18 protein-coding genes are annotated in these 24048 nt (G+C 58.5%); 11 read left to right on the top strand and 7 right to left on the bottom strand.

From position 1 onward, the window contains the following. Positions 1–26 precede the first annotated feature (26 nt). Positions 27–1049, bottom strand: a complete 1023-nt coding sequence (locus tag ACR0DB_RS12090) for a D-cysteine desulfhydrase family protein (protein ID WP_480551142.1) — start codon at positions 1047–1049, stop codon at positions 27–29. A gap of 6 nt (positions 1050–1055) precedes the next feature. Further along, positions 1056–1784 (bottom strand): TSUP family transporter, encoded by a 729-nt coding sequence (locus ACR0DB_RS12095; RefSeq protein WP_480551144.1) that lies wholly within the window; start codon positions 1782–1784, stop codon positions 1056–1058. A 106-nt stretch (positions 1785–1890) separates the two neighbouring features. Here ACR0DB_RS12095 and ACR0DB_RS12100 point away from each other — a divergent pair, with 106 nt between their 5' ends. Then, a complete protein-coding gene (locus ACR0DB_RS12100; protein WP_480551146.1) occupies positions 1891–2790 on the top strand; it encodes a LysR family transcriptional regulator in 900 nt (299 codons plus the stop codon). Here ACR0DB_RS12100 and ACR0DB_RS12105 read toward each other — a convergent pair. Continuing rightward, the gene (locus tag ACR0DB_RS12105; RefSeq protein ID WP_480551148.1) at positions 2787–4961 is read right to left on the bottom strand and encodes a CARDB domain-containing protein; all 2175 of its coding nucleotides are present in this window, start codon (positions 4959–4961) and stop codon (positions 2787–2789) included. The genes ACR0DB_RS12100 and ACR0DB_RS12105 overlap by 4 nt on opposite strands. Positions 4962–5237: 276 nt before the next feature. On the opposite strand from ACR0DB_RS12105, the gene ACR0DB_RS12110 reads away from it, so the two are divergent. Continuing rightward, on the top strand, positions 5238–7961 hold the full coding sequence (locus tag ACR0DB_RS12110) for a response regulator (protein ID WP_480551150.1): 2724 nt from the start codon (positions 5238–5240) through the stop codon (positions 7959–7961). 3 nt (positions 7962–7964) lie between these two features. Further along, on the top strand, positions 7965–9578 hold the full coding sequence (locus tag ACR0DB_RS12115) for an adenylate/guanylate cyclase domain-containing protein (protein WP_480551152.1): 1614 nt from the start codon (positions 7965–7967) through the stop codon (positions 9576–9578). A 9-nt stretch (positions 9579–9587) separates the two neighbouring features. Here ACR0DB_RS12115 and ACR0DB_RS12120 read toward each other — a convergent pair whose 3' ends face one another. From ACR0DB_RS12120 to ACR0DB_RS12130, 3 genes are all read right to left on the bottom strand, one after another. Further along, on the bottom strand, positions 9588–9956 hold the full coding sequence (locus tag ACR0DB_RS12120) for a response regulator (RefSeq protein WP_170773197.1): 369 nt from the start codon (positions 9954–9956) through the stop codon (positions 9588–9590). A 177-nt stretch (positions 9957–10133) separates the two neighbouring features. Next, on the bottom strand, positions 10134–11015 hold the full coding sequence (locus tag ACR0DB_RS12125) for a CobW family GTP-binding protein (protein ID WP_480551154.1): 882 nt from the start codon (positions 11013–11015) through the stop codon (positions 10134–10136). Continuing rightward, entirely contained in the window at positions 11012–12640 is a 1629-nt protein-coding gene (locus ACR0DB_RS12130; protein WP_480551156.1) for an amidohydrolase, read from the bottom strand. The genes ACR0DB_RS12125 and ACR0DB_RS12130 overlap by 4 nt, the downstream gene beginning before the upstream one ends. A 99-nt stretch (positions 12641–12739) precedes the next feature. Here ACR0DB_RS12130 and ACR0DB_RS12135 point away from each other — a divergent pair, with 99 nt between their 5' ends. The 5 genes from ACR0DB_RS12135 (at position 12740) to ACR0DB_RS12155 (ending at position 18429) form a co-directional block, all read left to right on the top strand. Next, entirely contained in the window at positions 12740–13681 is a 942-nt protein-coding gene (locus ACR0DB_RS12135; RefSeq protein WP_170785672.1) for a LysR substrate-binding domain-containing protein, read from the top strand. 240 nt (positions 13682–13921) lie between these two features. Then, the gene (locus tag ACR0DB_RS12140; protein WP_170773205.1) at positions 13922–14920 is read left to right on the top strand and encodes a TRAP transporter substrate-binding protein; all 999 of its coding nucleotides are present in this window, start codon (positions 13922–13924) and stop codon (positions 14918–14920) included. A 60-nt stretch (positions 14921–14980) separates the two neighbouring features. Beyond that, positions 14981–15520: a TRAP transporter small permease gene (locus ACR0DB_RS12145; RefSeq protein WP_480551158.1), complete on the top strand. Its 540-nt coding sequence runs from the start codon at positions 14981–14983 to the stop codon at positions 15518–15520. Next, positions 15517–16806, top strand: coding sequence for a TRAP transporter large permease (locus ACR0DB_RS12150; RefSeq protein ID WP_170785678.1), 1290 nt, complete (start codon positions 15517–15519; stop codon positions 16804–16806). The genes ACR0DB_RS12145 and ACR0DB_RS12150 overlap by 4 nt, the downstream gene beginning before the upstream one ends. A gap of 9 nt (positions 16807–16815) precedes the next feature. Next, positions 16816–18429, top strand: coding sequence for an N-acyl-D-amino-acid deacylase family protein (locus ACR0DB_RS12155; RefSeq protein ID WP_480551160.1), 1614 nt, complete (start codon positions 16816–16818; stop codon positions 18427–18429). A gap of 9 nt (positions 18430–18438) precedes the next feature. On the opposite strand, the gene ACR0DB_RS12160 is transcribed toward ACR0DB_RS12155, so the two are convergent. Next, the gene (locus ACR0DB_RS12160; RefSeq protein ID WP_480551162.1) at positions 18439–19122 is read right to left on the bottom strand and encodes a DnaA N-terminal domain-containing protein; all 684 of its coding nucleotides are present in this window, start codon (positions 19120–19122) and stop codon (positions 18439–18441) included. 465 nt (positions 19123–19587) lie between these two features. Between ACR0DB_RS12160 and ACR0DB_RS12165 the strand changes: the two genes are divergently transcribed. From ACR0DB_RS12165 to ACR0DB_RS12175, 3 genes are all read left to right on the top strand, one after another. Further along, a complete protein-coding gene (locus tag ACR0DB_RS12165; RefSeq protein WP_170773215.1) occupies positions 19588–20895 on the top strand; it encodes an AAA family ATPase in 1308 nt (435 codons plus the stop codon). Beyond that, the gene (locus ACR0DB_RS12170) at positions 20892–21998 is read left to right on the top strand and encodes a ParB/RepB/Spo0J family partition protein (RefSeq protein WP_480551164.1); all 1107 of its coding nucleotides are present in this window, start codon (positions 20892–20894) and stop codon (positions 21996–21998) included. Before ACR0DB_RS12165 ends, ACR0DB_RS12170 begins: the two co-directional genes overlap by 4 nt. Before the next feature lie 592 nt (positions 21999–22590). Continuing rightward, positions 22591–23865, top strand: a complete 1275-nt coding sequence (locus ACR0DB_RS12175; RefSeq protein WP_480551166.1) for a TAXI family TRAP transporter solute-binding subunit — start codon at positions 22591–22593, stop codon at positions 23863–23865. Positions 23866–24048: the final 183 nt, after the last annotated feature.

The following is a 24048-nucleotide window of genomic DNA, read 5'->3' on the forward strand; positions in this document are numbered from 1 at the left end:
TTGAGATTGTCTTGAGTGTCGTTTGGTCAGGTTGGTTCAAGCTGGTCCTGATAGCCGAACAGCGCGGGCAAACCGCCCGTGTGCAGCATCACGACCTTCTGGCCCTTGCGGATCGCGCCGCTGTCCAGAAGCCCCAAAAGCCCTGCAAAGGTCTTGGCGGTGTAGACCGGGTCCAGAAATATGCCTTCGGTCCGGGCCATAAGCTCCAGTGCCGTGCGGGTCCGGTCCCCAATTTGGCCATAGCCGGGGGCAAGCGCACCGTCCCAGACGTGGATGTCTTCCTTCACCAAAGCCGGGTCAAAACCCATCAACGCTGCCAGCTTGCCAAGAACTTTCTCCATCCGGGCCTTCTGCTGGGTTTGGTCGCGGCGGACGCAAATGCCGTAGACCTGCGCGCAATGACCTGACAGGCGCAGCCCGGTCAGGAACCCTCCATGGGTCGCGCCACTGCCGGAAGGCACCACCGTCACATCAAATTCCGCCATCTGATCGGCCAGCTCCGCGCCGCCCTGCACATAGCCCAAGGCCCCCAGGGGTGGGTGATCGACGCCAAGATGAATGACATAAGGTGTTCGCCCTTCGGCCCTCAGGCGCGCGGCGCGATCGTGCAACGCATTGTCCGCTCCGACCTCGTCCTCGCCCACCGGAAAGTGCATATGCTCGGCCCCCAGAATCTGCGCCAGCAGAACATTGCCCGAGCGGTAATAGGCCGGCCCCATCCCCGGTACGCGTTCTTCCAGTTGCAGCACCGACGTCATACCCAACCGCACCGCAGCGGCGGCGGCAGTGCGCACAAAATTGGACTGCACCGCGCCCGTGATCAAAACCGTGTCAGCCTTCTGATGCAGGGCTTCGCCAAAGTAGAATTCAAGCTGCCGGGTCTTGTTGCCGCCAAAACTCAACCCGGTCAGGTCGTCGCGCTTTAACCACAGGTCGATGCCCAACCGGTCCGACATCCGGTTCAGCCGCTCGACCGGAGTGACCTCGGTCATCAACCGGACGCGGGGAAATTCGGTCAGTTTTCGGTCAATCTGCATGTGCATGGTCATCCTGTGTCATCCCATCATCCAGGCCCGTCGAATGAGGGCCACGCAGGCCAGAACCGAGATCACCCGGATCGCCTGCCCAATTACGCGTTGCGGTAACTTCGGGCCAATCAAACGACCCAAAACGCTGCCCAATACCGTCGCGGCGGCAAAAGGCACCAACCACGGCGCACCAGCAAAGGCCGTCCAATCCAGCGCCAAATGCAGCGCAAAGGCGCTGCCATAGGCAACCAGAGCAACGGGCTGCACCAGTTTGCGGGCAGCTTGCGGCGACCGGCCCACCGCCAGCAGACCAAGCACCATCAACGGCCCCGGCGTGGCCGCCCAGACAGTTGCCAGGCCGGACAGACCCGAAATGGTGCGGAACCCTGATGGTCCGATGCTCTGCCCGAATGGGATCAACGAAGTTGCAACCCCAATCAGCAGCAGCGCGGCGGTCAAAAACAGAACCGCGCGTTCGGACAAAAGCGGATAGATCAGCAGCCCCAGCGCGATCCCAGCCAGGCAGGCCAGAACCGCGTCCCGCACAAGCCCCCGGTCGCGCCGCCAGACCTGCGGGTCGGTGGCCACAAGCGACACAAGCGTGTTCAGCATCAACAGCACCGGCACCGCCGTCGCCGTGCCCAGCAACACCATCATCACCGGGGCCACCACGATGCTGAAACCGATCCCGACCCCAACCTGAAGCCCGGCCCCTAAAACGATGGCAATCAGCAAGATCAGCAAATCAGCCGACACGGGGCAAGGTCCTTTCTGCGGTTCGCAGCGATGACCCTAGCGCTCATCTACTATGATAAAAAATCATCTTATTGTATTTATTGATGCTCAAATGTTATCAACTTGCATGCGCATTACCGCCCGCCAGATTGAGCTGTTTCAGATGGCCTACCGCCAAAGGTCCACCCGAAAAGCCGCCGACGCCCTGCACATCTCGCAACCTGCAATCAGCCGCGTTGTGGCCGAGCTCGAGGTTGAGATGGGCGTGGCCCTGTTTGACCGCGCCGGACGAAAATTCGAACCCACCGCCGCGGCGCATAGCTTGCAGCAGGCAGTTCAGAAACACTATCAAGGGCTGGATCGCATCCGCGACACCGCCACCCAGATCGCCCTTGGGACCGGAGGGCATTTGCGCGTGGCAACCGTTCCGGCCGTGGCCGATACGCGGGTGGCCATTGCAGCCGGACGGTTGATGGCCGAGTTTCCGGCCTTGCGCGTGGATGTGGTCGTTCTGAATGAAAGGGCTGGTCTTGCGGCCCTACGAGAAGGACGGGTGGATTGTGCGGTCGTCTCCTCGGACCCCGGAGACCCCAACCTCGCCTGCACCCGCCTGACCAATCTGGACCCAGTCGCAATCGTGCCGCGCACCGATGCGCTGGCCCACAGAACCGAGGTGTCGGCGGCTGATCTGGCGACAAGACCGCTGATCATGCTAACCCCGCACAGCCCTTTTCGGCGCGCGGTCGAGATGATGTTCGACCGTGCCGGCACCTCGTTTCAGGTCCGGGCCGAGGCCGAGACCCAGACCTCTCTGGTCCATATGGTGGCGCAAGGGGCCGGGTGCGCCATTGTCGATGCGAATATCCTGCGCAGCTCGGATACCGCGGGCGTTGCGACGTTGCGCCTGACATCGCCCCTAAGCTGGCCGACCCGAATTGCGACTTTGTCCGCGTCACAAGACATCCCCGGCCTGCGCCGGTTCACCGCAGCGGTTCTGGACACACAAGCGTCTGGATCATCACCCTAGATTCCGATCATGGCCGGCTCGTCTTCAACGACGACAAAGTGGTTCGCATCCAGATCGGCAACATCGACCCCCTCCAGCAACAGGCTGGAATCACCGGCATATTGCAAAAGCGCACCCTCGCTGGTCTGGATTAAATCGACCATGGGGTCGTAGGTGTCCTGATACCCCACATTGATCACTAGGGCGTCAAAGTTGAAGTCGAAATCATCCACCACATCATGACCAAATCCGCTGACCCCGTCCGCTGAGGCATTGCGCGCAACACCAACCATATCGTTACCTTCACCGGTACTGATCGTGTCATTGCCCATATAGCCAGCAATCAAATCGTCCCCGGCGCCGCCCTCAAGGATATCATCCCCGGCACTTCCAAAGATCAGATCGTTGCCTGCGCCAGCTTTGACCGTGGCCGCCGCGCCAGCGGACAGATCAATATGGTCGTCCTGCGCGGTCAATATGAGGGTTTCAAAATTGATGTATTGCGCCTCGGTCGCGCCCTGTTCGACCAGATACTGAGGGTCCTCGGGATCGAAAACGAAATCATAAGCCAATTGCACGCCTTGTGCCCTGCCCGAGAAGTCCAGCGTATCGACCCCGTCGCCACCATCTACCGTGTCCAGCCCGCTCCCGGCAAACGCGATATCGTCGCCGCCCAGCAGATCAACACTATCCCCGCCCGCAGTGCCGACCCAAACGTCATTTCCTTCGGTGCCCACGGCGGACCCTCCGATCAGGGTGACGTCTGCGGTGCCACTATTGTTAGACGAGTCCACCTCATTCTGGGCATCCGCCACCAGAATGACCTGATAGTCCCCGGCGGAAAGACCCGCATCCAAACTGGCCGATCCCGTGAGAGTCGCCGAACCTCCAGCCGTCAGAGTGGCCGAACCGCTCCAGATCACAATATCGTCGCCTGACACAGTACCGTCCGTCGACAGATAGGCCGTGAAGCCCGTATTGATTGCCGGGTCAGAGCCCAAGTTCGAGACGTCAAAGCTGAAATCAAGCTGCCCGCCTGTCGGGCCAGACAAATATCCCTCGGGTCCCAGATCCAGATCCGAGGACGCGGCGATGCTGAGCATTCCCACCGACAGGTCCACCACGGGCGCGGGCGGAGGGGTCAGGGTGACGGTATGCACAATGGTGTTGTTGTCAGGCTGCGTATCGGTCGATCCGTCATCCCATTCGACGACGCTTATCAGGTGATAGGTGCCCGGCGCGAAGCCTTCGGGCAGCCAATGCGTTCCAGTCACATTTGTCGTCATCCCGGGATCGGTGCCGCCAGTGATCACTGAAATACGCTGATCATCTTCGGAAATCGCTGCATCGGTCGAGATATAGGTGGCGACCGTATACCCCGACACATCCATGTTCGAGGCGTCCTGAATGACATAGTCGATCTCGATCCGCGCGCCGCCGTCCAAATCAAGGTCCGATCCGTCACCAACCGAGGCCGAAAGCAGCTGCAAATCGGTGCTGGGAGCCTCGACAGTGATCTGAACCCATTCGGTCAGGTTGTCGGTCTCATCCTCTTCGTTCAGGGCATCGCCACTGTCCACGCGTACCGCAACCCAATAGGTGCCGGGCTGCAACGCGCCGGGATCAAGCGTGAAGGAAACCGAGTCGCTGCTGCCGGTCGCCAAAGCACCCAATTGTGCCGCGTCAATTGTGTCGATGATCGCCCCTTCGTCCGGAGCGGTGGCAATCACAAGGTCAACACTGGACGCGGCTGCATCAAGCACGCCGTCAGAAGCGATCGATACGCTCACATCCGTCACCTCACCAGGCGACAGCACGGTGTCCTCGACTTGCACCGCCTGCGCGCTCAGATTGGCAAAACGTGGCAATATCACATCAGAGGCTGTTTGGGTCATATCCGCAAACTCGAACAGCTCGACATCAGAAAGGGTGTCTGTCCCCTCGGGTCCCGAAATCTGAATGCGCCCGTCATCCAGCAGTATGACCTCATACGCATCGCGCGCATGGGCATAGACGGCAGTGTCGGTCCCGCTGCCACCTAGGATCGTATCATCGCCGCCGCCGCCTGTCAGACGGTCGTTACCACCTTTGCCGTCCAGCACCTCATCCGCGCTGGTTCCGGTCAGAGTGTTGTCCCGCTTGTTCCCTGAGATGACGTTGCTGTCACCCCCGCCCTTGTTTGGCTTCGGCATCGAAAATCTCCTGCAAAAAATCACTTTGAAAGTTGAGTGCCAAGGAATTGCGTCAACAATTTGGCGTTGTGCGATATGTAGATATGATTAATCTTAGATTGTATTTGAACATATTTGTATCTGTGCTTTTCCTGCCTTCTCTGGTCCAAACAGTTTCTCTCATTCTCGGAAAACGCCTTGTTTTGCGCATGCATTTCCTTTGAACTGCTTAATAGACAGGCGACCAATATGACGGCTTCCCGGTATTCTGGTCTCGCCACGTGGGAGAGCACATAAATGACCCGAACCGAGATCTTGCAGGTTTTGGCAGATTTGACGGCCCGGTTGCAGGACGCCGACGAACTGATCACACGTCTCCAAGCCGCCGGGTTCAGCGAAGATGAGATCGCGCTGACCCAACAGCTCACCACCCAATGCTCGGGGCTTAGCCCTAGCCCCGAAAATGGCGCGGCAGAACAGACGCTGGCCCGTCTGGTGGATGCGATCAACACCATCCCCGAGGGGTTCGCCCTTTACGATGCGGATGACAGGTTGGTGCTGGCCAATCAAACATACCGCCAGATGCTGTATCCGGGACATGAAGATGTAATCAAACCGGGAATGAAGTTTGAGCAGGTCGTCCGCAAAGCCCTTTCGCTGGGCGTGATACAGGACGCAGCCGGTCGTGAAGAGGAATGGCTGACCAAACGTCTTAAGCGCCACTTCAACCCTGAAGGCACCCAGATGCAAAGCCGCGCCTCGGGCGGGTGGATCAAGATCAGTGAGCGCAAGACAAGCGACAACGGGATTGTCGCCATTTACAGCGATGTCTCGGACCTGAAGAAGGTCGAGGCCCGCAACGCCGAACTGGCGCAGATCCCCGAGGAAAACCCCAACCCGGTCATGTGCATCAGCAATGACGGGGTGCTGATCTATGCCAACCGCTCCAGCGACCCGCTGCTGGACGCGCTGGACCTTAAAGTCGGCCAGCGGGTCGGCCCCGACTGGCTAAAGCGGGTCGAGACAGGCCTGCGCCAGAACGAACGACAGGATTTCGAATGTCAGGCGGGCGGGATGGTCTATGCCCTGCTGCTCTGGCCCCTGCCCGATGCCAAACATGTCAACCTCTACGGCCGCGATGTCACCCAGTTGAAACAGGCCGAGAACAGGATGCGTGAACTGTCCCGCATCCCCGAGGAAAACCCCAACCCCGTTATGCGCATCAGCGCCAACGGCAAACTGATCTACGCCAACCGCGCCAGTGCGGCGCTGATCTCGGCGCTTCAGCTCAAGGTGGGCGACCGGGTCGGTACCGGATGGCGCAGGCGCGTTGCCAAGGGCTTGCAAGAAGATCAACGCCAGGATTTCGAGTACGAGGCCGGCGGCTTGATTTACGCCCTGCTTCTGTGGCCCGTGCCCGATGGTGGCTATGCCAATATCTACGGGCGCGACATCACCACTCAGAAACAGGTGGAAAGCGAATTGCGCATAGCCCGCGACATCGCTGAGACGGCAAACAAGACCAAAAGCACCTTCCTCGCCAATATGAGCCACGAGCTGCGCACGCCCCTGAACGCGATCATCGGCTACAGCGAGTTGATGCTGGAAGACGCCATTGACCAGAATGATGAGGCCAACCTCAGCGATCTGACCAAGATCCAATCCGCCGGGAAGCACCTGTTGGCCCTGATCAACGACGTTCTGGACCTGTCCAAGATCGAAGCGGGCAAGATGGAGTTCAATCTGGAATCCTTTGACATCTGCCAGATGGTCATGGATGTGAGCACGACGGTGCAACCTTTGGCCGAGAAAAACGCCAATGCGCTGGAAATCTCGTGTCCCGAGGATATCGGCGAGATGGTCTGCGATCTGACCAAGGTCCGGCAGGCCCTGCTGAACCTTCTGTCCAATGCCTGCAAATTTACCGAAGACGCAAAGATCGCTCTGACTGTGCAGCGCACGGATGATCCCGATCTGATCGAATTTGCCGTCACCGATCAGGGCATCGGCATGACACCCGAGCAAGTCGAGAAGGTTTTCGAGGCTTTCACCCAAGCTGATTCCTCGACCACCCGGAATTACGGCGGCACCGGGCTGGGGCTGTCGATCACCAAGGTGTTCTGCGAACAATTGGGCGGCGATATCGACTGCACCAGCACACTAGGCGAAGGCTCGACCTTCACCATCCGCCTGCCGGGTGTCTGCCGCGATCCCGCGGCCAATCTGCTGCACGGGCCGGGCTATACCGAGGGCGATCCGAACAGTGATCCGACCGCGCCGCTGATATTGCTGGTCGACGATGATCCGACCGTGCATGATCTGCTTGGGCGGCGTCTGCGCCGCGAAGGATACCGGGTGCTGGCCTCGACCAGGGGTGAGGATGCGCTGGAATTGGCGCGCAAGACCCGGCCTGACGCGATCACGCTGGACGTGTTCATGCCCGAAATCGACGGTTGGGCGGTGCTGTCCAAACTCAAGGACGATCCCGAACTGGCCGAAATTCCGGTGATCATGCTGACCTTCGCTGATGACCGGTCCCGCGGGTTGTCGCTGGGCGCAAGCGAGTATCTGGGCAAGCCGATTGACACGGTCGAATTGCTGAACGCCCTGAAACAGCATTGCTCCGCCCAACCCTCCACCCGCGTACTGGTGGTCGAGGACGAAGCCGCCACGCGCGAGATGATCTGCCGTGTTCTGGGCAAAGAGGGCTGGCAGATTGATCAGGCCATAAACGGGCTGGACGCGCTGAACCAGATGTCGAAAACCACCCCGGATGTGATCCTGCTGGACCTGATGATGCCCGAGATGGACGGGTTCGAATTTCTGGCTGGAATGCGCAAGAATCCCGATTGGGGTGAAATTCCAGTCATCGTGGTGACTGCGAAAACCCTGTCGAACGAGGACCGCGCCCGGCTGAATGGCTCGGTCCAGACGCTGATCAGCAAGGACGGGGACGAGGTTGAAACCATCTTGTCCCAGTTGAACGCCATCCTGCCCAACGCGCGAACCGGGAACCGTTAGATCATGCGCCCCGATCCGGACAATGAAACCCAGCGCGCCAAGGCGGCGTGGTTGGCCAATCTGCGCCAGAGCCTGATCTCACCGGTCAGCGCCATCGTGGGATTCAGCGAGCTGCTTCAATCCGAGGTCGACCGGCAGGCGCTGTCGGACGTGGCCTCGGATCTCGACCGGATCTCGAAGGCCACCGCCGATCTGAACACACAGGTGGATCAGCTTTTGCATCCCGAAACGGCGCTGAAACTGACCGTAGGTGGCGATGAAAGCGTGCAGCGTTTGCGCCACGACCTGCGCACGCCCATGAACGCGATCAAAGGCTACAGTGAAATGCTGCTCGAGGATCTGGACGATCTGGACGCAAGCCATCTTCAGGGTGACCTGGTAGGCCTTTTGGACCATACCGACGCGCTTTTGCAGCAGATCGACCATCTTGCCGCCCTGTCCGATGATCCGGCAGGCAATTCGGCGGACATCCCCAACGCGCCGCAGGACACTGCCGCGATGTTCGCCAACTTGGCCGACAGCATGCGCTCGATCGACCCGATTGCCGAGACCGAGCTTTTAACTGGCAACATCCTTGTAGTTGATGACGTCGAGGCCAACCGGGCGTTGCTGGCCCGACGGCTTCAGCGCGATGGTCATCAGGTCTGGACCGCTGATGGCGGTTATTCGGCGCTGCAAATGGTGTCCATCCAACCCTTCGATCTGGTCCTGTTGGACCTGATGATGCCTGACATCAACGGGTTTGACGTGCTGGCCCGATTGAAAGAGCATGACGCCCTGCACGACATACCGGTCATCATGATCTCGGCACTGGACGAAATAGAAAGCGTCGCCCGCTGTATCGAAGCCGGGGCCGAGGATTATCTGCCCAAACCCTTCAACCCGGTGCTGCTACAAGCGCGCATCAACGCCGCGCTGGAGAAGAAACGCTGGCGCGTGCGCGAACGTCACTATCTGGATCAGATGGAGGCGGAAAAGCAGAAATACAAAGACCTTCTGCACAGCATCCTGCCCCAGAAAATCGTGGCGCGCCTGAACCAAGGCGAAGCGACCATCGCTGACCGACACAGCGATGTCACCGTCCTGTTTTCCGACATCGTGGGCTTTACCGAGATGTCGGCCAAACTGCCCCCGGCCCATGTGGTGTCTTACCTGAACCGCATCTTCTCGGGCTTTGACCGGACCGCGACGGAACTGGGCGTCGAGAAGATCAAGACTATCGGAGATGCCTATATGGTCGCCGCCGGTGTCCCAGATCACCGCGATGACCACGCCGAGGTGATTGTCGAGATGGCCCACAGGATGCTGGCGCAGGTCGAGGCGCTGAATCGCGAGGTCGATCATCCAATGCATATCAGGATCGGCATCCACAGCGGGCCGGTGGTTGCGGGCATTATCGGCTCGCACCGGTTTCTCTATGACATCTGGGGCGACACGGTGAATGTCGCCAGCCGTCTGGAATCAACCGGCGCACCCGGTCAGGTGCAGGTGTCTGAAGACACCGCGCGGCGGATCGCACACAGGTTTCAGGTTTCGGACCCCATCGAGACCCGCATCAAGGGCAAGGGTCAGGTCAGAACGCACTTCGTCACCGGGCGCAAACCCCCAGCGAAATAGCCGGACTTGTCAGGAGGCAGGCACCAGCTTGTCCATTTTTTCCAGCAGTCGGCTTAGCTCGACCGGTTTGGTGTCGAAATCATCGCATCCGGCCTCCAGCGCCTTTTCCCGGTCGCTGGCCATGGCATGCGCCGTCAGGGCAACAACCGGAATCGCCGCCGTCTCGGGCGTGGCCTTGATGCGGCGCGTCGCTTCCCAGCCGTCGATCTCGGGCAAGCTCATATCCATCAGGATGATGTCGGGGTTTTCCGAACCCGCCATCGACACGCCCTCTAACCCGTCTTTTGCAACCACGACCTCATAGCCCTTGCGCTGCAAACGGCGCGACAGCATATCGCGGTTCATCTCGTTGTCTTCCACCAAAAGAACTTTAGTCAAAATCCCCCCCCGCGCAGCCGCGCTTTTTGACTGTGAATAATGCCGGCCAGCCACAAAGCCCCCGTTCAGTCGCCTCCCCCGCGGCTGAACTACCCTAACCTCGCCGGTGACTGCATTGTCTCATCAATTTATTTTCGTGCAACGGGTATTTCGGAGGGGATATTCAATCCTTTGCGATTATTGCTTTCGCAACGCGGATTTCGTCCACCAAAGGTCACATGCCTTCGCTGATAATTTGGTCGCCAGACCGATCCCGACCAACTGGCTTTGCGCCGGTTGCTCGATATCGCCAATGTCAATGTCGCGCCCGGCCACCTGCACCAAAAGACCCACCCCATCCAGGCCCCTCACCTGCCCTTTGACCCGGAACAACCCCTCGGGGCGGGCACGCAGGGCGGCTTGCAACGCCGCCCGGTCAACCGGATCCGGGCCAGTGAACGACCACTTGGTATAGGCCGGGTGCGGGGTCTGTAGCAGATCAATCGGACCCTGCGGTGCAATCAACACTTGTGCGATGTCCAGATCCTGAGTCCGGGTCAGCACCGCTGTGGTATTCAGGCCCGACAGGGTTTGGCGCAATGCTGGGGACAGGTCACATTTGCTGACCGCAATAATATCGCCGCAGGCGATCTGGCCCTGAACCTGCGGTGCAATCAATGGATCAGCGCACAGCGCCTGCACCTGCTGACCGTCCACAACCGTCACGATCCCTGCATAATTCAGATCGGGCTCCGCCTGCGCCACGTTTGCAATCCGCGCGGGATCGGCGATGCCGCTGGCCTCGATAATCAGGTGATCCGGCCTTGCGAGACGGTCCAGCACATCGCCAACCGCCAGAAACAGATCAGCGCCCATGGTGCAGCACACACAGCCATTGGCTAGCTCTATCGTGTCCTCTTTGGCCGAAACCAGCAGGTCGGCATCAATGTTGATCGCACCAAAATCATTGACCAGCACAAGAATGCGCAACCCGTGATCGCCTGACAGAATCCGGTTGATCAGCGTTGTCTTGCCCGCTCCCAGATAGCCTCCGATCACCGTCATGGGCAGCGGAGTCATAGGCGATGCACCTCACCGCCCAGCACCGTGCCCAAGACGGCGACATCTTTCAACGCGTCCGGGGCCACTGCGGTCGGGTCCGCGCCCAACAGTACGAAATCAGCGCGCTTTCCGGTTTGGATCGAGCCGATCTCGGCATCCATTTTCAACGTCTGCGCCGCGCCCTGAGTGATGGCATAAAGCGCCTCCTCGACCGAGATACACTGCGCCGGGCCCAACGTCTGGCCGCTCATGGTGCGGCGGTTCACGGCGCACCACGCGGTAAACAGCGGCCCCATAGGCGTCACCGGCGCATCCGAGTGAATGGCGGTGATCACCCCCGCATCCAGACAATCACGCACCGCATCCATCGACTGCGCCCGATCCGGGCCGATGGTCAGAGCCGTGTGCTGATCGCCGAAATACCACAGGTGATTGGCAAAGATGTTGCAGGCAACGCCCAGCTCAGCCGCGCGGCGAAACAGGGCGTCATCCATCATCTGGCAATGCTGCAACACGTGGCGCGCACCCGGCCACGGATGTTTGCGCGCCGCCGCCTCCAACGCGTCCAGCGTCACCTCGGCCGCCTCATCCCCGTTGACATGAATATGCATTTGCAGCCCCTGGCGCTGCATCTCTTCGCACAGCTGGAAAATCTGGTCGGGCGCGGTGTTCCACAGCCCGTTCGGCTGCCCGCCCACGTAACCCGGCGCCAGCACACGCGCTGTCCACCCCTGAATGGACCCATCCGTCATCAGCTTAACCGCGCCTAGCCGCAGCTTCTCGGTCGAGCGGTCGCGCATCGCCCGCGCCTGCGCCGCAATCTCGGCCGGGGTGCCGCCCATCGCCCCCAGCGCAGGGACAAGACGCACGGGGAAATCCGACCGCGCAGTCGCAGCGGCCAAACGCGCGACATCCTCATCGACCAGCGTGGCAAACAGATCGGTCACGGTGGTGACGCCCGCGCGCTTGCAGACCTCACCATAAGACCGCAGCGCCGCATCGGTCTGCGTCAGGTCGCGAAAGTCGATCCCCGTCCGGCGCATGACTGGAAACATCGCGGCCATTTCCTGCAACTCTCCGGTCGGCTGACCGTCCGACCCCTTGATGACGCCCTCGACATTGGTGGCAGCGTCATAGCCCGCCAGCGCCAGCGCTGCGCTGTTGCCGCAGAGCAGGTGAAAATTCGAAAAGATGATAACGATGGCACGCGTGGTGCTGACTTGATCCAGATGATGGCGGCTGAGCCGCTCCGAGGTCAGGAAAATCGGATCGAACCCCCAGCCGATCAGCGGCTGATCCGGAGCCAGGGTCGCCTCGAACTCTGACAGCCGCGCAATGACCTGATCAATCTGCGTCATACCTTTGTGCATCTGACCCTGCGGGTCGATCCGGTCGTGATAGCCGCAATAGGCATAGTCCCACATGGCCCCGGCCATCATATGCGCATGGCCTTCGACAAAACCCGGCATCAACACCGTGTCAGACAGATCGACATGGGCCTCGGCCCCGCCCCACGGGTCCGCGCAATTCGGTCCGCCTACCGCCAGAACCCGCCCGTCGCGCACCGCCACATGGCTGGCGCGCGGCTGGTTTCTGTCCATCGTGACCACGGATTTCGCATGGAAAAGAAGCGTTTTGCCCATGTCCTCCTCCTCTCGGGTCTCCTACAGCTAGCCAAGCTTGGTCACTTGGAAAAATAGAATTAGTATCAGAGTATCATACAAAAAATACAGGAATTACCCGTGCGCTTTACCCTCAAACAGCTTCAGTATTTCGATGCGGCCCTGCGCACCGGTTCGATCGCGCGGGCCTCGGTCGAGATGAATATCTCGCAATCCTCGATCACGGCCGCCATCGACATGATCGAAAGCACGACCCAGGCCGAACTGTTGCGGCGGATGCCCGCCAAAGGCATTGTCCCCACCGACAAAGGCATCGAGATCGGTGCTCGTATCCGCACCTTTCTGGAACAGGCGCGCATCTTCGAATCCGATCTGCTGACCCTAACCGGAGATCCAGCTGGCACTCTGCGTCTGGGCTGCTATGCCCCCACCGCGCCTTATGTTCTGCCACCGATCCTCAAGCGCATTTCGCAGGATTTCCCCCAGATCAGGGTCGAGATTAAAGAGGGCGACATGCTCAGCATTGCCGAAATGCTCAACAGCGGCGTGGTCGATCTGGCCCTGACCTACCGTCGCGCCGCGCCCAAGGCGCAGCCCTTCTTGCCCATGTTCAAGGCGGCACCAATTGCGATGATCCCCGATGTCTCGCCCTTGGCCCAAAAGGACCAGGTGGCGCTGTCCGATCTGGCCGACCTGCCGATGATCCTGCTGGATCTGCCTGGCGCCCCGGATTATTTCGAGGCACTGTTCACCACCGAAGGGCTGCGCCCGCGTATTGCCCACACCACCAAAAGCTCCTCGGTTCTGCGCGGGATGGTCGCGGCGGATCTGGGCTATGCCATTCTGAACATCTGCGGGCCGCTGGACCGCAAAGGTCAGAACGGCTATGTCGCGCGGCCGATTTCAGGGGATCAGGATGCGCCTTTTTACGGGGTAGCCTATACCGGCGCGGGCAAACGCTCGGCCCTGGTGCGCAAGGTGCTGGAAACCTGCCGCGAGATCTCGGATCAGGGCGGGTTTGATCACCTCCTGACGCAGCCTGCGCCGTACGCGGCGCAATAAACCCAAAAAATGCAATAATACCCCCAGAAAACAACTGTTTTCTGCATCAATGAGGATTGGGTAGCGTTTCCCTGTCCCACTCACAGATCCGAGGGATCAGGCTTTAGCTGCCTGACACTCTTTGGCGCGCTGGGATTTGCAGAATTCTACCGCCCCGTAATAGGCTTACGGAATATCAACGAAATCGGGGCGGCAAACGGCAAGATCAAACAACAAGAACGCACCAACCAGGAGGACTTCATGAAACTTTGGAACTTGAAAACGGTGACGATGCCGGTACTGGCACTCGCACTCTCCGCCACATCCGCACTGGCCGCTGACATCACGATGAATGTCGGCTTTGGCGCGCCAGAGGAATCGCTCTATGGCCGGTTCGGCAAGATTTTTCAGGAAAAAGTGGCCGAGCACTCGGACGGTGCAATCGAAGTTAAACTGCGCTGCTGCAACCAGATCTCCAGCGAGGACGAGGCGTTCAAGGCCATGCAGCTTGGCACGGTTGATGGGTTCTTTATCACCGCCAACAACGTCTCGCCCCATTGGCCGCTGATGGATGTCACGGTGCTGCCCTATATCTTCCAGAACGCCGAACATCTGGACCGGGTGCTGAACGGCGAAGTCGGACAGCAGATGAAAGATCAGTTGCAAGCCGATACCAGCGTCCACCTGCTGGCCTTTGGTCCGGCGCTTTATCGGGACTTCTACAACTCGGTGCGCCCCGTGAACACCATGGCGGATATGGAAGGTCTGAAAATCCGCGTCCCCAAGAACGAGGTGATGATAGCCACCTTTGAAGCCTTTGGCGCAAACCCAGTGCCGCTAGCGTGGTCCGAGACCCCCACCGCGCTGCAAACCGGCACCGTGGATGGTGGCGACAACGGTACATCCTTCATTCGCGACATGAAGTTCTTCGAGTTTGAGCCGCACCTGGTCATCCTCGAGCATTTCGTGGCCTTCGCACCTCTGTTCGCGTCGGACAATTTCATGAAGAAGTTGAACGATGAACAGCGTGCCCAGATCATGGCCGCCGCTGCCGAGGCCGGGGCCGAATTTGCCGCTCAGGTCGCGACCGAAACCGAAGAGGTCCGCCAGTGGCTGGTTGACGAAGGCGGCATGGCCCGCACCGACCCGGATCGCACTGACTTTATTGCCGCGGCCCAAGGCGTGCAGCAGGAGTTCGCGGAAAAACGCGGTGATGATTTCATCGCCTTGGTGAACGCCATTCAGGCCGCCGCCCAATAAAAAAAACCGGGGCGCCACAAGGCGCCCTTTTTTCGGCCCGGCAAGCGGACGAGGGACAAAATGGCTGCACTCAAGTGGCTCGAACGGCATTTCGAGGAACTGATCTGCTGCACCTGTTTGGCGGTGATCGCCGTGGCAGTCTTTGCGCAGGTGGTGGCGCGCTACGTGTTTCAGGTGGCGCTGCACTGGACCGAGGAAACCGCCGCCATGTGCATGGTCTGGGCGGTCTATATGGGCGCATCGCTATGTGTGCGCGAGCGGTTCCACATCCGCATTATGGTCGCGGTACAGGCGCTACCCACCGGCTTCGGCAAGATCGTCATCTTCATCGCAGATATCTTCTGGGCCTTCTTCTGCCTCTTCATGCTGCGGATCAGTTGGGATTATCTGACCGTCTTCTGGCGCTTTCCCGAAACCAGCCCCAGTTTGGGCATCAACCAATTCTACCCCCAAACCATTCTGGTGATCGGCTATGGGCTGATGCTGATCCGCCTGGCGCAGACCTATGTCAATTGGTGGCGCGACGGGCGCAACGGCCTGCCCGGAATGCTGGATGAGGAATGGGAAGCAACCACCAAGGATCAGGAGCATCAGATATGAGCGCCCTGATGATCCTGGCCATCGCCTTTGTGGTGCTGACCGTCATGGGCGTGCCGCTCTTTGTGTCGGTCGGTCTGACCACGGCGCTGGCGCTGTATCTGATCGACATCCCATATACGCTGATGGCGCAGACCGGCTATGGCAGCCTGACCCCCTTCCCGCTGCTGACCATTCCGCTGTTTGTGCTGGCTGGACGGTTGATGGAAGTGGGCGGCATGGCCACCCGCATGATTTCGATCGCGACCAATCTGGTGGGGGCCTATCGCGGCTCGATGGGGCTGGTGACAGTGTTTGCCTGCATGTTGTTTGCCGCACTTTCGGGCTCAGGCCCTGCCACCACGGCGGCGATTGGGTCTGTAACCGTGCCTGCAATGAAACGCGAAGGCTATGACGTGCCCTTCGCTGCCGCCATCACCGCCAGCGCAGGCGCCTTGGGCAGTCTTATCCCGCCTTCGAACCTGCTGATCATTTACGGGCTGGTGTCTGAAACCTCGATTCCGCGCCTGTTTCTGGCGGGGCTCATCCCCGGTGTCATGGTCACGATCCTGCTGATGATCACCACCTATATCGTCGCCCGTAGGCGCGGATATGGCGGCGACGGCGAGAGGTTCTCATGGGGTCCATTTCTGCGCGCGGCTTGGGACGGGAAATGGTCCATCGGCGCGCCGGTTCTGATCCTGGGCGGCATCTATGGCGGGGCCTTCACGCCGACCGAAGCTGCAGGCGTGGCGGTTTTCTATTCACTGTTCGTGGGCTTCTTCATCTACCGCGAACTGACCCTGAAGAAGCTGATCGAAGCGCTGCGATTTACCTCGCTGCTGACCGGCATCCTGATCCTGCTGACGCCCACGCTGGCCTTCGGGCAACTGACCGCGTTCTATGACGTGCCCACGGCCGTGCAAGACGGCATCACTTCGATCACCGAGAACAAATTCCTCGTCCTGCTGCTGATCGGCGTGTTCTACATCTTCATCGGCACCTTCATGGAGTCGCTGGCCCAGATCGTCCTCTTCACCGCTGTGTTCCTGCCTTTGGTCAGCTCTCTGGGCGTTGATCCGGTGATGTTCGGTATCTTCACCGTCATCACTTGCGAAATCGGGTTCCTGACACCTCCCCTTGGCGCCAACCTGACGGTTGCGGCGCGGATCTCCGGGATATCCATCGAACGCATATCCGTCGCCGTCCTGCCGTTCATCCTCGCCTATATCATCGGCATGGTGATCCTGATATTCTTCCCCGACCTCACCACCTTCCTGCCCGACTGGCTGTACGGAGAAGCGAAATAGGAGGCACCCATGTTCGATCTTGTTCTCAAAGGCGGCACCATTGTCGATGGTACGGGACAGGACGGCTATTTGGGCGACGTGGCAGTCACAGGCGAGACCATCAGCGCCGTCCTGCCCGCCGGTGAGTTGGCCGCGCAGAAGTCCGCGCAAGAGATCGACGTCTCGGGCCTGGTCGTCGCGCCGGGTTTCATCGACATGCACACCCATTCCGATTTCACGCTGATCGCCGATGGGCGCGCGGAAAGTCAGGTGCATCAGGGCGTCACGACCGAGGTGATCGGCCAATGCGGCATCAGCTGCGCCCCCGTTAACAGCCCAGGCGATATCAGCCGCGTGGCCCCGTGGTACACCGATCAGGCCAAGCATGACACGTGGCTGGGTTTCGGCGACTATTTGGATGTGCTGGATCGCACCGAACTCGGCGTGAATGTCATGGCCTTTGTCGGCCACGGCACCGTGCATCGCGCGGTTCTGGGCGATCAGCTTCATCCGGGCGAGGCCGAAGATGTCACCGAAATGGCCCGGCTGGTCGATCAATGCATGGACGAAGGCGCGGGCGGGTTCTCCTCGGGTCTGGAATATTTCCCCGGCAGCCTCGCCTCGCCGGAGCATCTGGTGCCGATGTGTGAGGTCGCGGCCAAATACAAACGCCTCTACGCCACCCATGTGCGCAACCGGGATACGCATTACGATCTGGGCTTTGCCGAAGCTATCGCCACCGCACGCCAATCCGGCTCCAAGCTGCAGATCAGCCATATCCAGCCCAAATTCGGCGCGCCGGACTATGCCATGGACCACACACTGGAAATGATCGACCTGGCTCGCCGCCACGACGTGGACATCGCCTTTGACGTCATCCCGCATGACTGGAACCATACCCTCATGGCGGCGATCCTGCCGAAATGGGCGCAGGCAGGGTCCGTGGACGATGTGCTTGCGCGACTGGCTGACCCTGAATCCCGCGCGCGGATCAAGGCCAACCCCCAACCCATGTGGTTGATCGTCAAGGCCGAGAAATGGTCGGACATCGTCTTGCTGAACGCCACCGTCAACAAGGACATCGTCGGCGCCGACTTCGCCGAGATCGGCCGGATGCGCAATTGCCACCCCTATGACGCAGTGCTCGATATCCTTCTGGAGGAAGGCGAGAACCTGATGGCCTGCATGTGGTCGTCCAAATCCTTCCGCAACTCGGATGTGGAACTCTGTCTGGAACAACCCGAATGCGCCGTGATCTCGGACACTGTGGCCATCGCCAATGAGGGCGTTCTGAAGGACCACATTGGCTCGCTATCGGGTTACGGCTGGGCCGCGCGGTTCCTGCAATACTACGTTCGGGACAAATCGGCGCTGTCTCTGGAACAGGGTGTGGCCAAGCTGACCTCGATCCCCGCCAATCGGTTGGGGCTCAAGAATCGCGGGGTTTTGGCCGTAGGGCAACAGGCCGATATCTGTGTGTTCGATCAGGTCAACATTGCCAGCAACGCGACCGCGAAACACCCCCGCCGCTATGCCTCGGGCATTGCACATGTGCTGGTGAACGGGGTATTGGCGATGCGGAACGGCCTGCGCACATCCAGCAATTCCGGTCAGGTTCTGCGTAATTTCAGTGCTTCTGGTTAACCCTTCTGTTTAGCTGCTGGATTCGATCCGTACTTTTCTGATATCGGGCGCGATGCGGCTGTAGGCGGCCAGCAGACGCTCGGACCAGTTGCGATGGATATAGTCCGCCTCGAACCGCGAGGGGGCAACAAGGGTTACGGTCCCCCCTGCCCTTTCGGCCTCGATCAGATGGCGAAACCAGCTGGCCCAAAGCTCGGGATCGCGCCCGTGCAAAATGGCCTGAACCTGCGTCCAGACATCCCCATTGCTTTCTTCAGGTGCCGGAGGTTTCACTTTGAACGGCACCACATTTGTGCCGGGCTCGGGCGAGTCTGACATCCGCGCGACAAAATCCGCTCCAATCGTGGGCCAAACCTCGGATGTGTCGATCATCACCTGTTTGAGGTCCAGCTCATACACGGCCACCCTGCCCCGCGCGGCGGGGCGTTTGACCGCAATCCAGCCCATGGACCGCAGCTTGGACATCTCACGTTTGACGGTGCGCTCATTCACCGACCATAGCCGGGCAATCTCTTCTCGCCCGATCGACAGCTCATTCGCGCGCCAGTTATACCGCGTGGTGATCAACGCAATGATGCGTAGAATACTGCGCTGCCGATGCTTGTCGCCTGACAAAGCGTGCACCGTCATCGCGGACAGGATATCATATTTTATTGCGGGCGCGTTTAGCCCAACCGGTTTTGCAACCTGCATTCCAATCTTACCGCTCTGTCTGCCTCGGGCGGAGTTTCCACCTCTGTTGCGCTGTTTGCCAACGCTTTTCGTCTTGATGCCCTGATTAGCGTCCAAAGCGACGATTCTGTCAAGAGAAGTTTGAATTGACCCGGTTTTTCAGCAACTCAAATCTAAATTCAAAAAAGAAAAACGGTGAAGTATTGGTGATGGGGGACACTATAGTTGTCCCCTTAAATGGCATGTTTGCCCCCCCAAATCGACCGATAGAGAGTCTAACGTCCCCCTAAATATAGCGACCTGCCCTATTTTCCAGGGGCACTGCGAATCACCGCGATTCGGCTCCTGAAGGACGTTGATTTCCCTTGTTTATGTTACCCATGGGTAAGATCGTTATCTGAGTATATTTTCTTTTGCTTAAAGTGCAAATAGGGCGTAAATAGTGAAATCATAAAAAATAGCGTCCATAATGGTGAGACCCGAGGCATGTATACGCACGAAGACCTGAACGCATTGCGGAACCAGTCCCTTAAGTTGCAGGGCTGGATTCGGCAGCAAACCTTTAGTCCTGAGATGGAGAAGACTCTTCGTCGTTTTTCCAGCTGGGAAGTGTCCGAGCTGATCTTTCGCATTAACCAGTCGACCTTCCGGGGCAAGCTGGCTGCGGATCCCTCGCTGCCGGGTGGTGAGGTGGAACCAGACGGCCGGCAACGCTGGTTCAGCCTGGAAGAGGTGAATGAGCTCCGCCGGCGGCTCAAGGTGAACCGCAAATCTCTTATGCCGCCCCGCCCCGTTGGTAAGCGCGCGATACGTGCGGCGGTGGCAAACTTCAAAGGCGGCGCTGGTAAGTCGACCGTTGCGCTTCACTTGGCTCATGCGGCGGCGCTGGATGGCTACCGCGTGCTGGTGGTGGATTTCGATCCACAAGCCACTTTGAGCCATTCCATGGGCCTGACCGATGTGGCCGAAGATTTCACGGTCTGGGGCATTATGGCCCGCGACCTGATCCGCGAGACCGAACGTATGAATAACCGCCCCGTCGCTGCTGAATCAGGCACCGCCCTGCCCCGCCGCGAATTGCCGCCATCGATCACGGATATGGGCTTGGGCGATCTTCGGATTGGGGATTTCATCAAGCAAAGCTCGTGGTCGACCATCGACGTTGTCCCCTCCTGCGCCAACGCCGCCTTTGTCGAGTTCGCCTCGGCCCAGTATCGTCACTTAAACCCAGAGTGGTCATTCTTCGCGGCTGTGTCGCGTTATCTGGATCAGATCCCCGATGATGCCTATGACCTTATCCTGTTCGATTGCCCCCCGGCGATTGGGTATCAATCCATGAACGCGGTGTTCGCGGCAGACATGCTCTATATTCCCTCAGGGCCCGGCTATTGGGAATACGACTCGACAACCTCTTTCATTGGCCAGCTGGCCGAAGCGCTTGAAGACCTTGCCTACGGTTTCGACAAGACCTTACCCACGGGTAAGATCGGCTTACCCAAGACATTCTGTGAAATGCGCTTTCTGCTGACCCGGTACGAGCCTGGCAACGCGTTGCATTCGGCCATGTTCGAAGCGTTCAAGAAAGTGTTTGGCGAACATGTGGCCGAGCATCCGGTTGAAATGACCCGTGCGGTCGAACAGTCCGGCCGGTTTCTGAGTTCGGTCTATGAAATGGACTACCGCGAAATGACGCGCGAGACATGGCGCCGCGCGCGGTCTACATTTGATAACGTGTACGAGGAATTCCGGGGCGTGATGCTTTCGGCCTGGGACCAGTTGGAGGATGACGCATGAGCCGCAAACGCAGAATGTTCGACATCGACATGCCTTCCATGGAGGATATCCCGGTTGGCAAAGTTCCTGACAAGGTCTTGGAAAAACGCCGTGGCCCGATGGCCGCCGCGATCTCGGAAAACGCCGAAGCGTTGCGCGGGCAACAATCGACAGAGGACACCATACGCGCCGAAAACGATCGCCTGGCCCATGAGCTTGTTCGTCTGCGGTCCGAAGGTCTGGTGACCGAGCATGTACTTCTGGCTGATGTGGTAACTGAAAAGCTGACCCGGGATCGCAAGGACGGCCCGGATCCTGAATTGGACGAGTTGAAGGATTCGATCCGCGAAATCGGATTGTCGAACCCAATCCGGTTGGAGCGTCGGGCTGATGGTCGGTACGAGCTCATTCAAGGGATGCGGAGATTGTCTGCCTATAGAGCTCTGTATCAGGAAACCGGCAATGAAGTGTATGCGGCTATCCCGGCGGGCATTTCGGAAGGCGCGGATCTGAATGACAGCTACCGTCGCATGGTAGATGAAAACCTGATCCGCAAGGATATCTCATTTGCGGAAATGGGTGCATTGGCGCGGGCCTTTGCCGAGAACCCTGCGAATGAATGCCCGGACGTGGACAAGGCCGTTGCGCTTTTGTTCAAGTCCGCCAGCTATACCAAACGCAGCTATATCCGATCTTTCGCCAGCCTGCTGATGATGCTGGACAAGGTGCTGATGCATCCTAACGATATTCCGCGCAATGTCGGCGTTGAGCTGAAACGTAGGTTGGATGCCGATCCCGGTTTGGCGCGTCATGTGAGCACCAGTTTGATGAACGAACCGGATCGCGACGGCGCGCGCGAGGTTGCTATTCTCCGCTCGTTTTTAGAGCCGACAGCTGACAACCCCAAGAAAGTGCCAGGTGCAAGCGGTGGAAAGACGCGGCGGGCGAAGACCACGTTTCAAGTTTCGGGCAGAGCAGGGGTGGCGAAGTGCTCGGCCTCAAGCGGGCGAATTGAACTGCGCTATAATCTGGACTTCACACGGGTGAACCGTGCCAAGCTAGAGCAAGCGATCGCCTCATTGCTGGACGAATTGCAGGAAGACGACAACCTTACCCACGGGTAAGATCAGCAACATGCTAACAAACACAAACGCCGGGCCAGTGCCCGGCGTTTTTCATGCGTCATTTTTAGGGCGGGTTTTCCCAAAAGCTGTTTTGGACTTGATGGCAGTTGGCAGAGAATCTTGTGGCCGAGCCCAGGCATATGATGCGAGCTTAGGATTGGATGCTTGGAACGCAATGACTGGGTCTGACTACAAAGGAGGGGTTCGTGGACCCAGCAAGCACAGCGGTCGGTAGGGCAACGGCGCAACATGTAAGGGCAGGGGGGACTGCAGGTGGTGGACACAAGGGGATGTATTGGAGTCAAATCCTTATTTAGTAGGTTTGAATGCCGCTTTGGCTGTCTAGTTCGTGACGAGGATAGATTATGCTCTCAATCATGTGGTGCGCAAAAAGTCCTTATTATGATCATTACAAGACTGGTTGGCTGACGCAAAACACAAACTCGATCAGGAGTATCAGGTGCATACTTATGGGTCTTGACGCCCATAAGAGCTACGAGTGCCAATCGCTGGGATCAGTTTCTAGTTGGCAAAAAGATTGCTATCAAATGAGAACGACTTAACGGTTCCGATCATCCGAATGTGGGAATAAATGCGCTTAGCTCTTTTCATTCTCTTTCCGATTATGTTTGTCGGTTTGGTTGTTTTTCTGATCTTTGGTTTGAAACCGCCCAACAATATTAAGCTGGCTGCTGGCATAAACGGCGGCGGATACTGGCAAGTTGGACAACTCTATAAAGCAGAACTTGCACGTGACGGCATTCAGGTAATGTTGGTTGAAACCGAGGGGTCCGTTGAGAACATTCAAAAACTTGTTTCCGGCAAAGTGGATGCCGCTTTTGTTCAAGGCGGTCTTGAACTACCTCAGGACGAAAACTTGCAGTCCCTGGGTGCCATTTTTCTTGAACCCATGGTGGTGTTCCGTGGAACGTCTAGTTCAGTTGGGGCCAATGCAGGAGAATGGGGAGACATACGTTTAGCAGCAGGAACCAAGGCGTCTGGTACTCGCGCCGCTGCTTTATCGCTAATTGAGGCCGCAGGTTTGCAAAATGTCGGCATAACCCTAGTCGATGCCGGGGGAAACGATGCAATAGAGGCGTTGTATTCCAACGAAGCGGATGCAGCGTTGTTTGTCGCACCCCTCGATGCGCCTTATCTTATGGACGCAATTTTTGATCCAGAAATCGTTTTCGTTCCCATGGCTTTGGTCGATGCTCTGGCATTGAAACTTTCAGGCGCAAATTCGGTAACTGTACCGGCAGGATCAATCACACTGGACCCTCCGAGGCCGCCGGAGGATGTCAAGATCTTAGCGTTGAGGGCTTCACTTATCGCCGCTTCCGATCTTCATCCTGCAGTAACCGATAGGTTGGTGAATGCAGCGAAGAACATTCATAGCGAAGCCACTATTTTGCAAAGTGCGCGCGAGTATCCAAACACAGCTTCACCGCCTGTGCCACTAAACAAAATTGCGACAGAACTCATAAATTCTGGGCCAAACTTTTTGCATGGCGTCTTGCCATATTGGATCGCAGCGCAATTTGGCAGTGTATTGTTGTTGTTATTGCCTTTGTTGTTCTTAGTTCCTTTTCTGCGGATCGTCCCGTCTGGCTACGTTTGGTTTCAAAAGCGTAGGGTCTGGCGTTTTTACCAGCGCATCGCTGCGCTTGAGGAAGAACTCAGCAAGGCACAGACTTTGGCTGAGGTGGAAGAAGTCGCCAATAAATTCGAAGAAGTGGACACCGCACTTGCAAACCTGAACCTGCCGCTCGCATATCGCCAAGGCGCATATGATGCACGTTTGCACATAGACCTAATTCGACAGGAGATTGCGCGCCGTCGAAACGCGAAATTGATGGACCCTTAGCAATAGCAGGCAATGCGTTAAAATTTCTTTTTGATTTGAGCTTTCGATACGGTCTTGCGCTTTAGTTAGTGCGGATATGGTTGCTTTGGGCTCACAGCTAGTACCCGAGCAAACGCGGCAATCCAGGAAAACCCCTTCGCACTCCGCTGAGGTACAGAGCCGAAGTTTAGAGCGTCGTTTCCG

The organism is Ruegeria sp. AB6 (genome assembly GCF_056542685.1).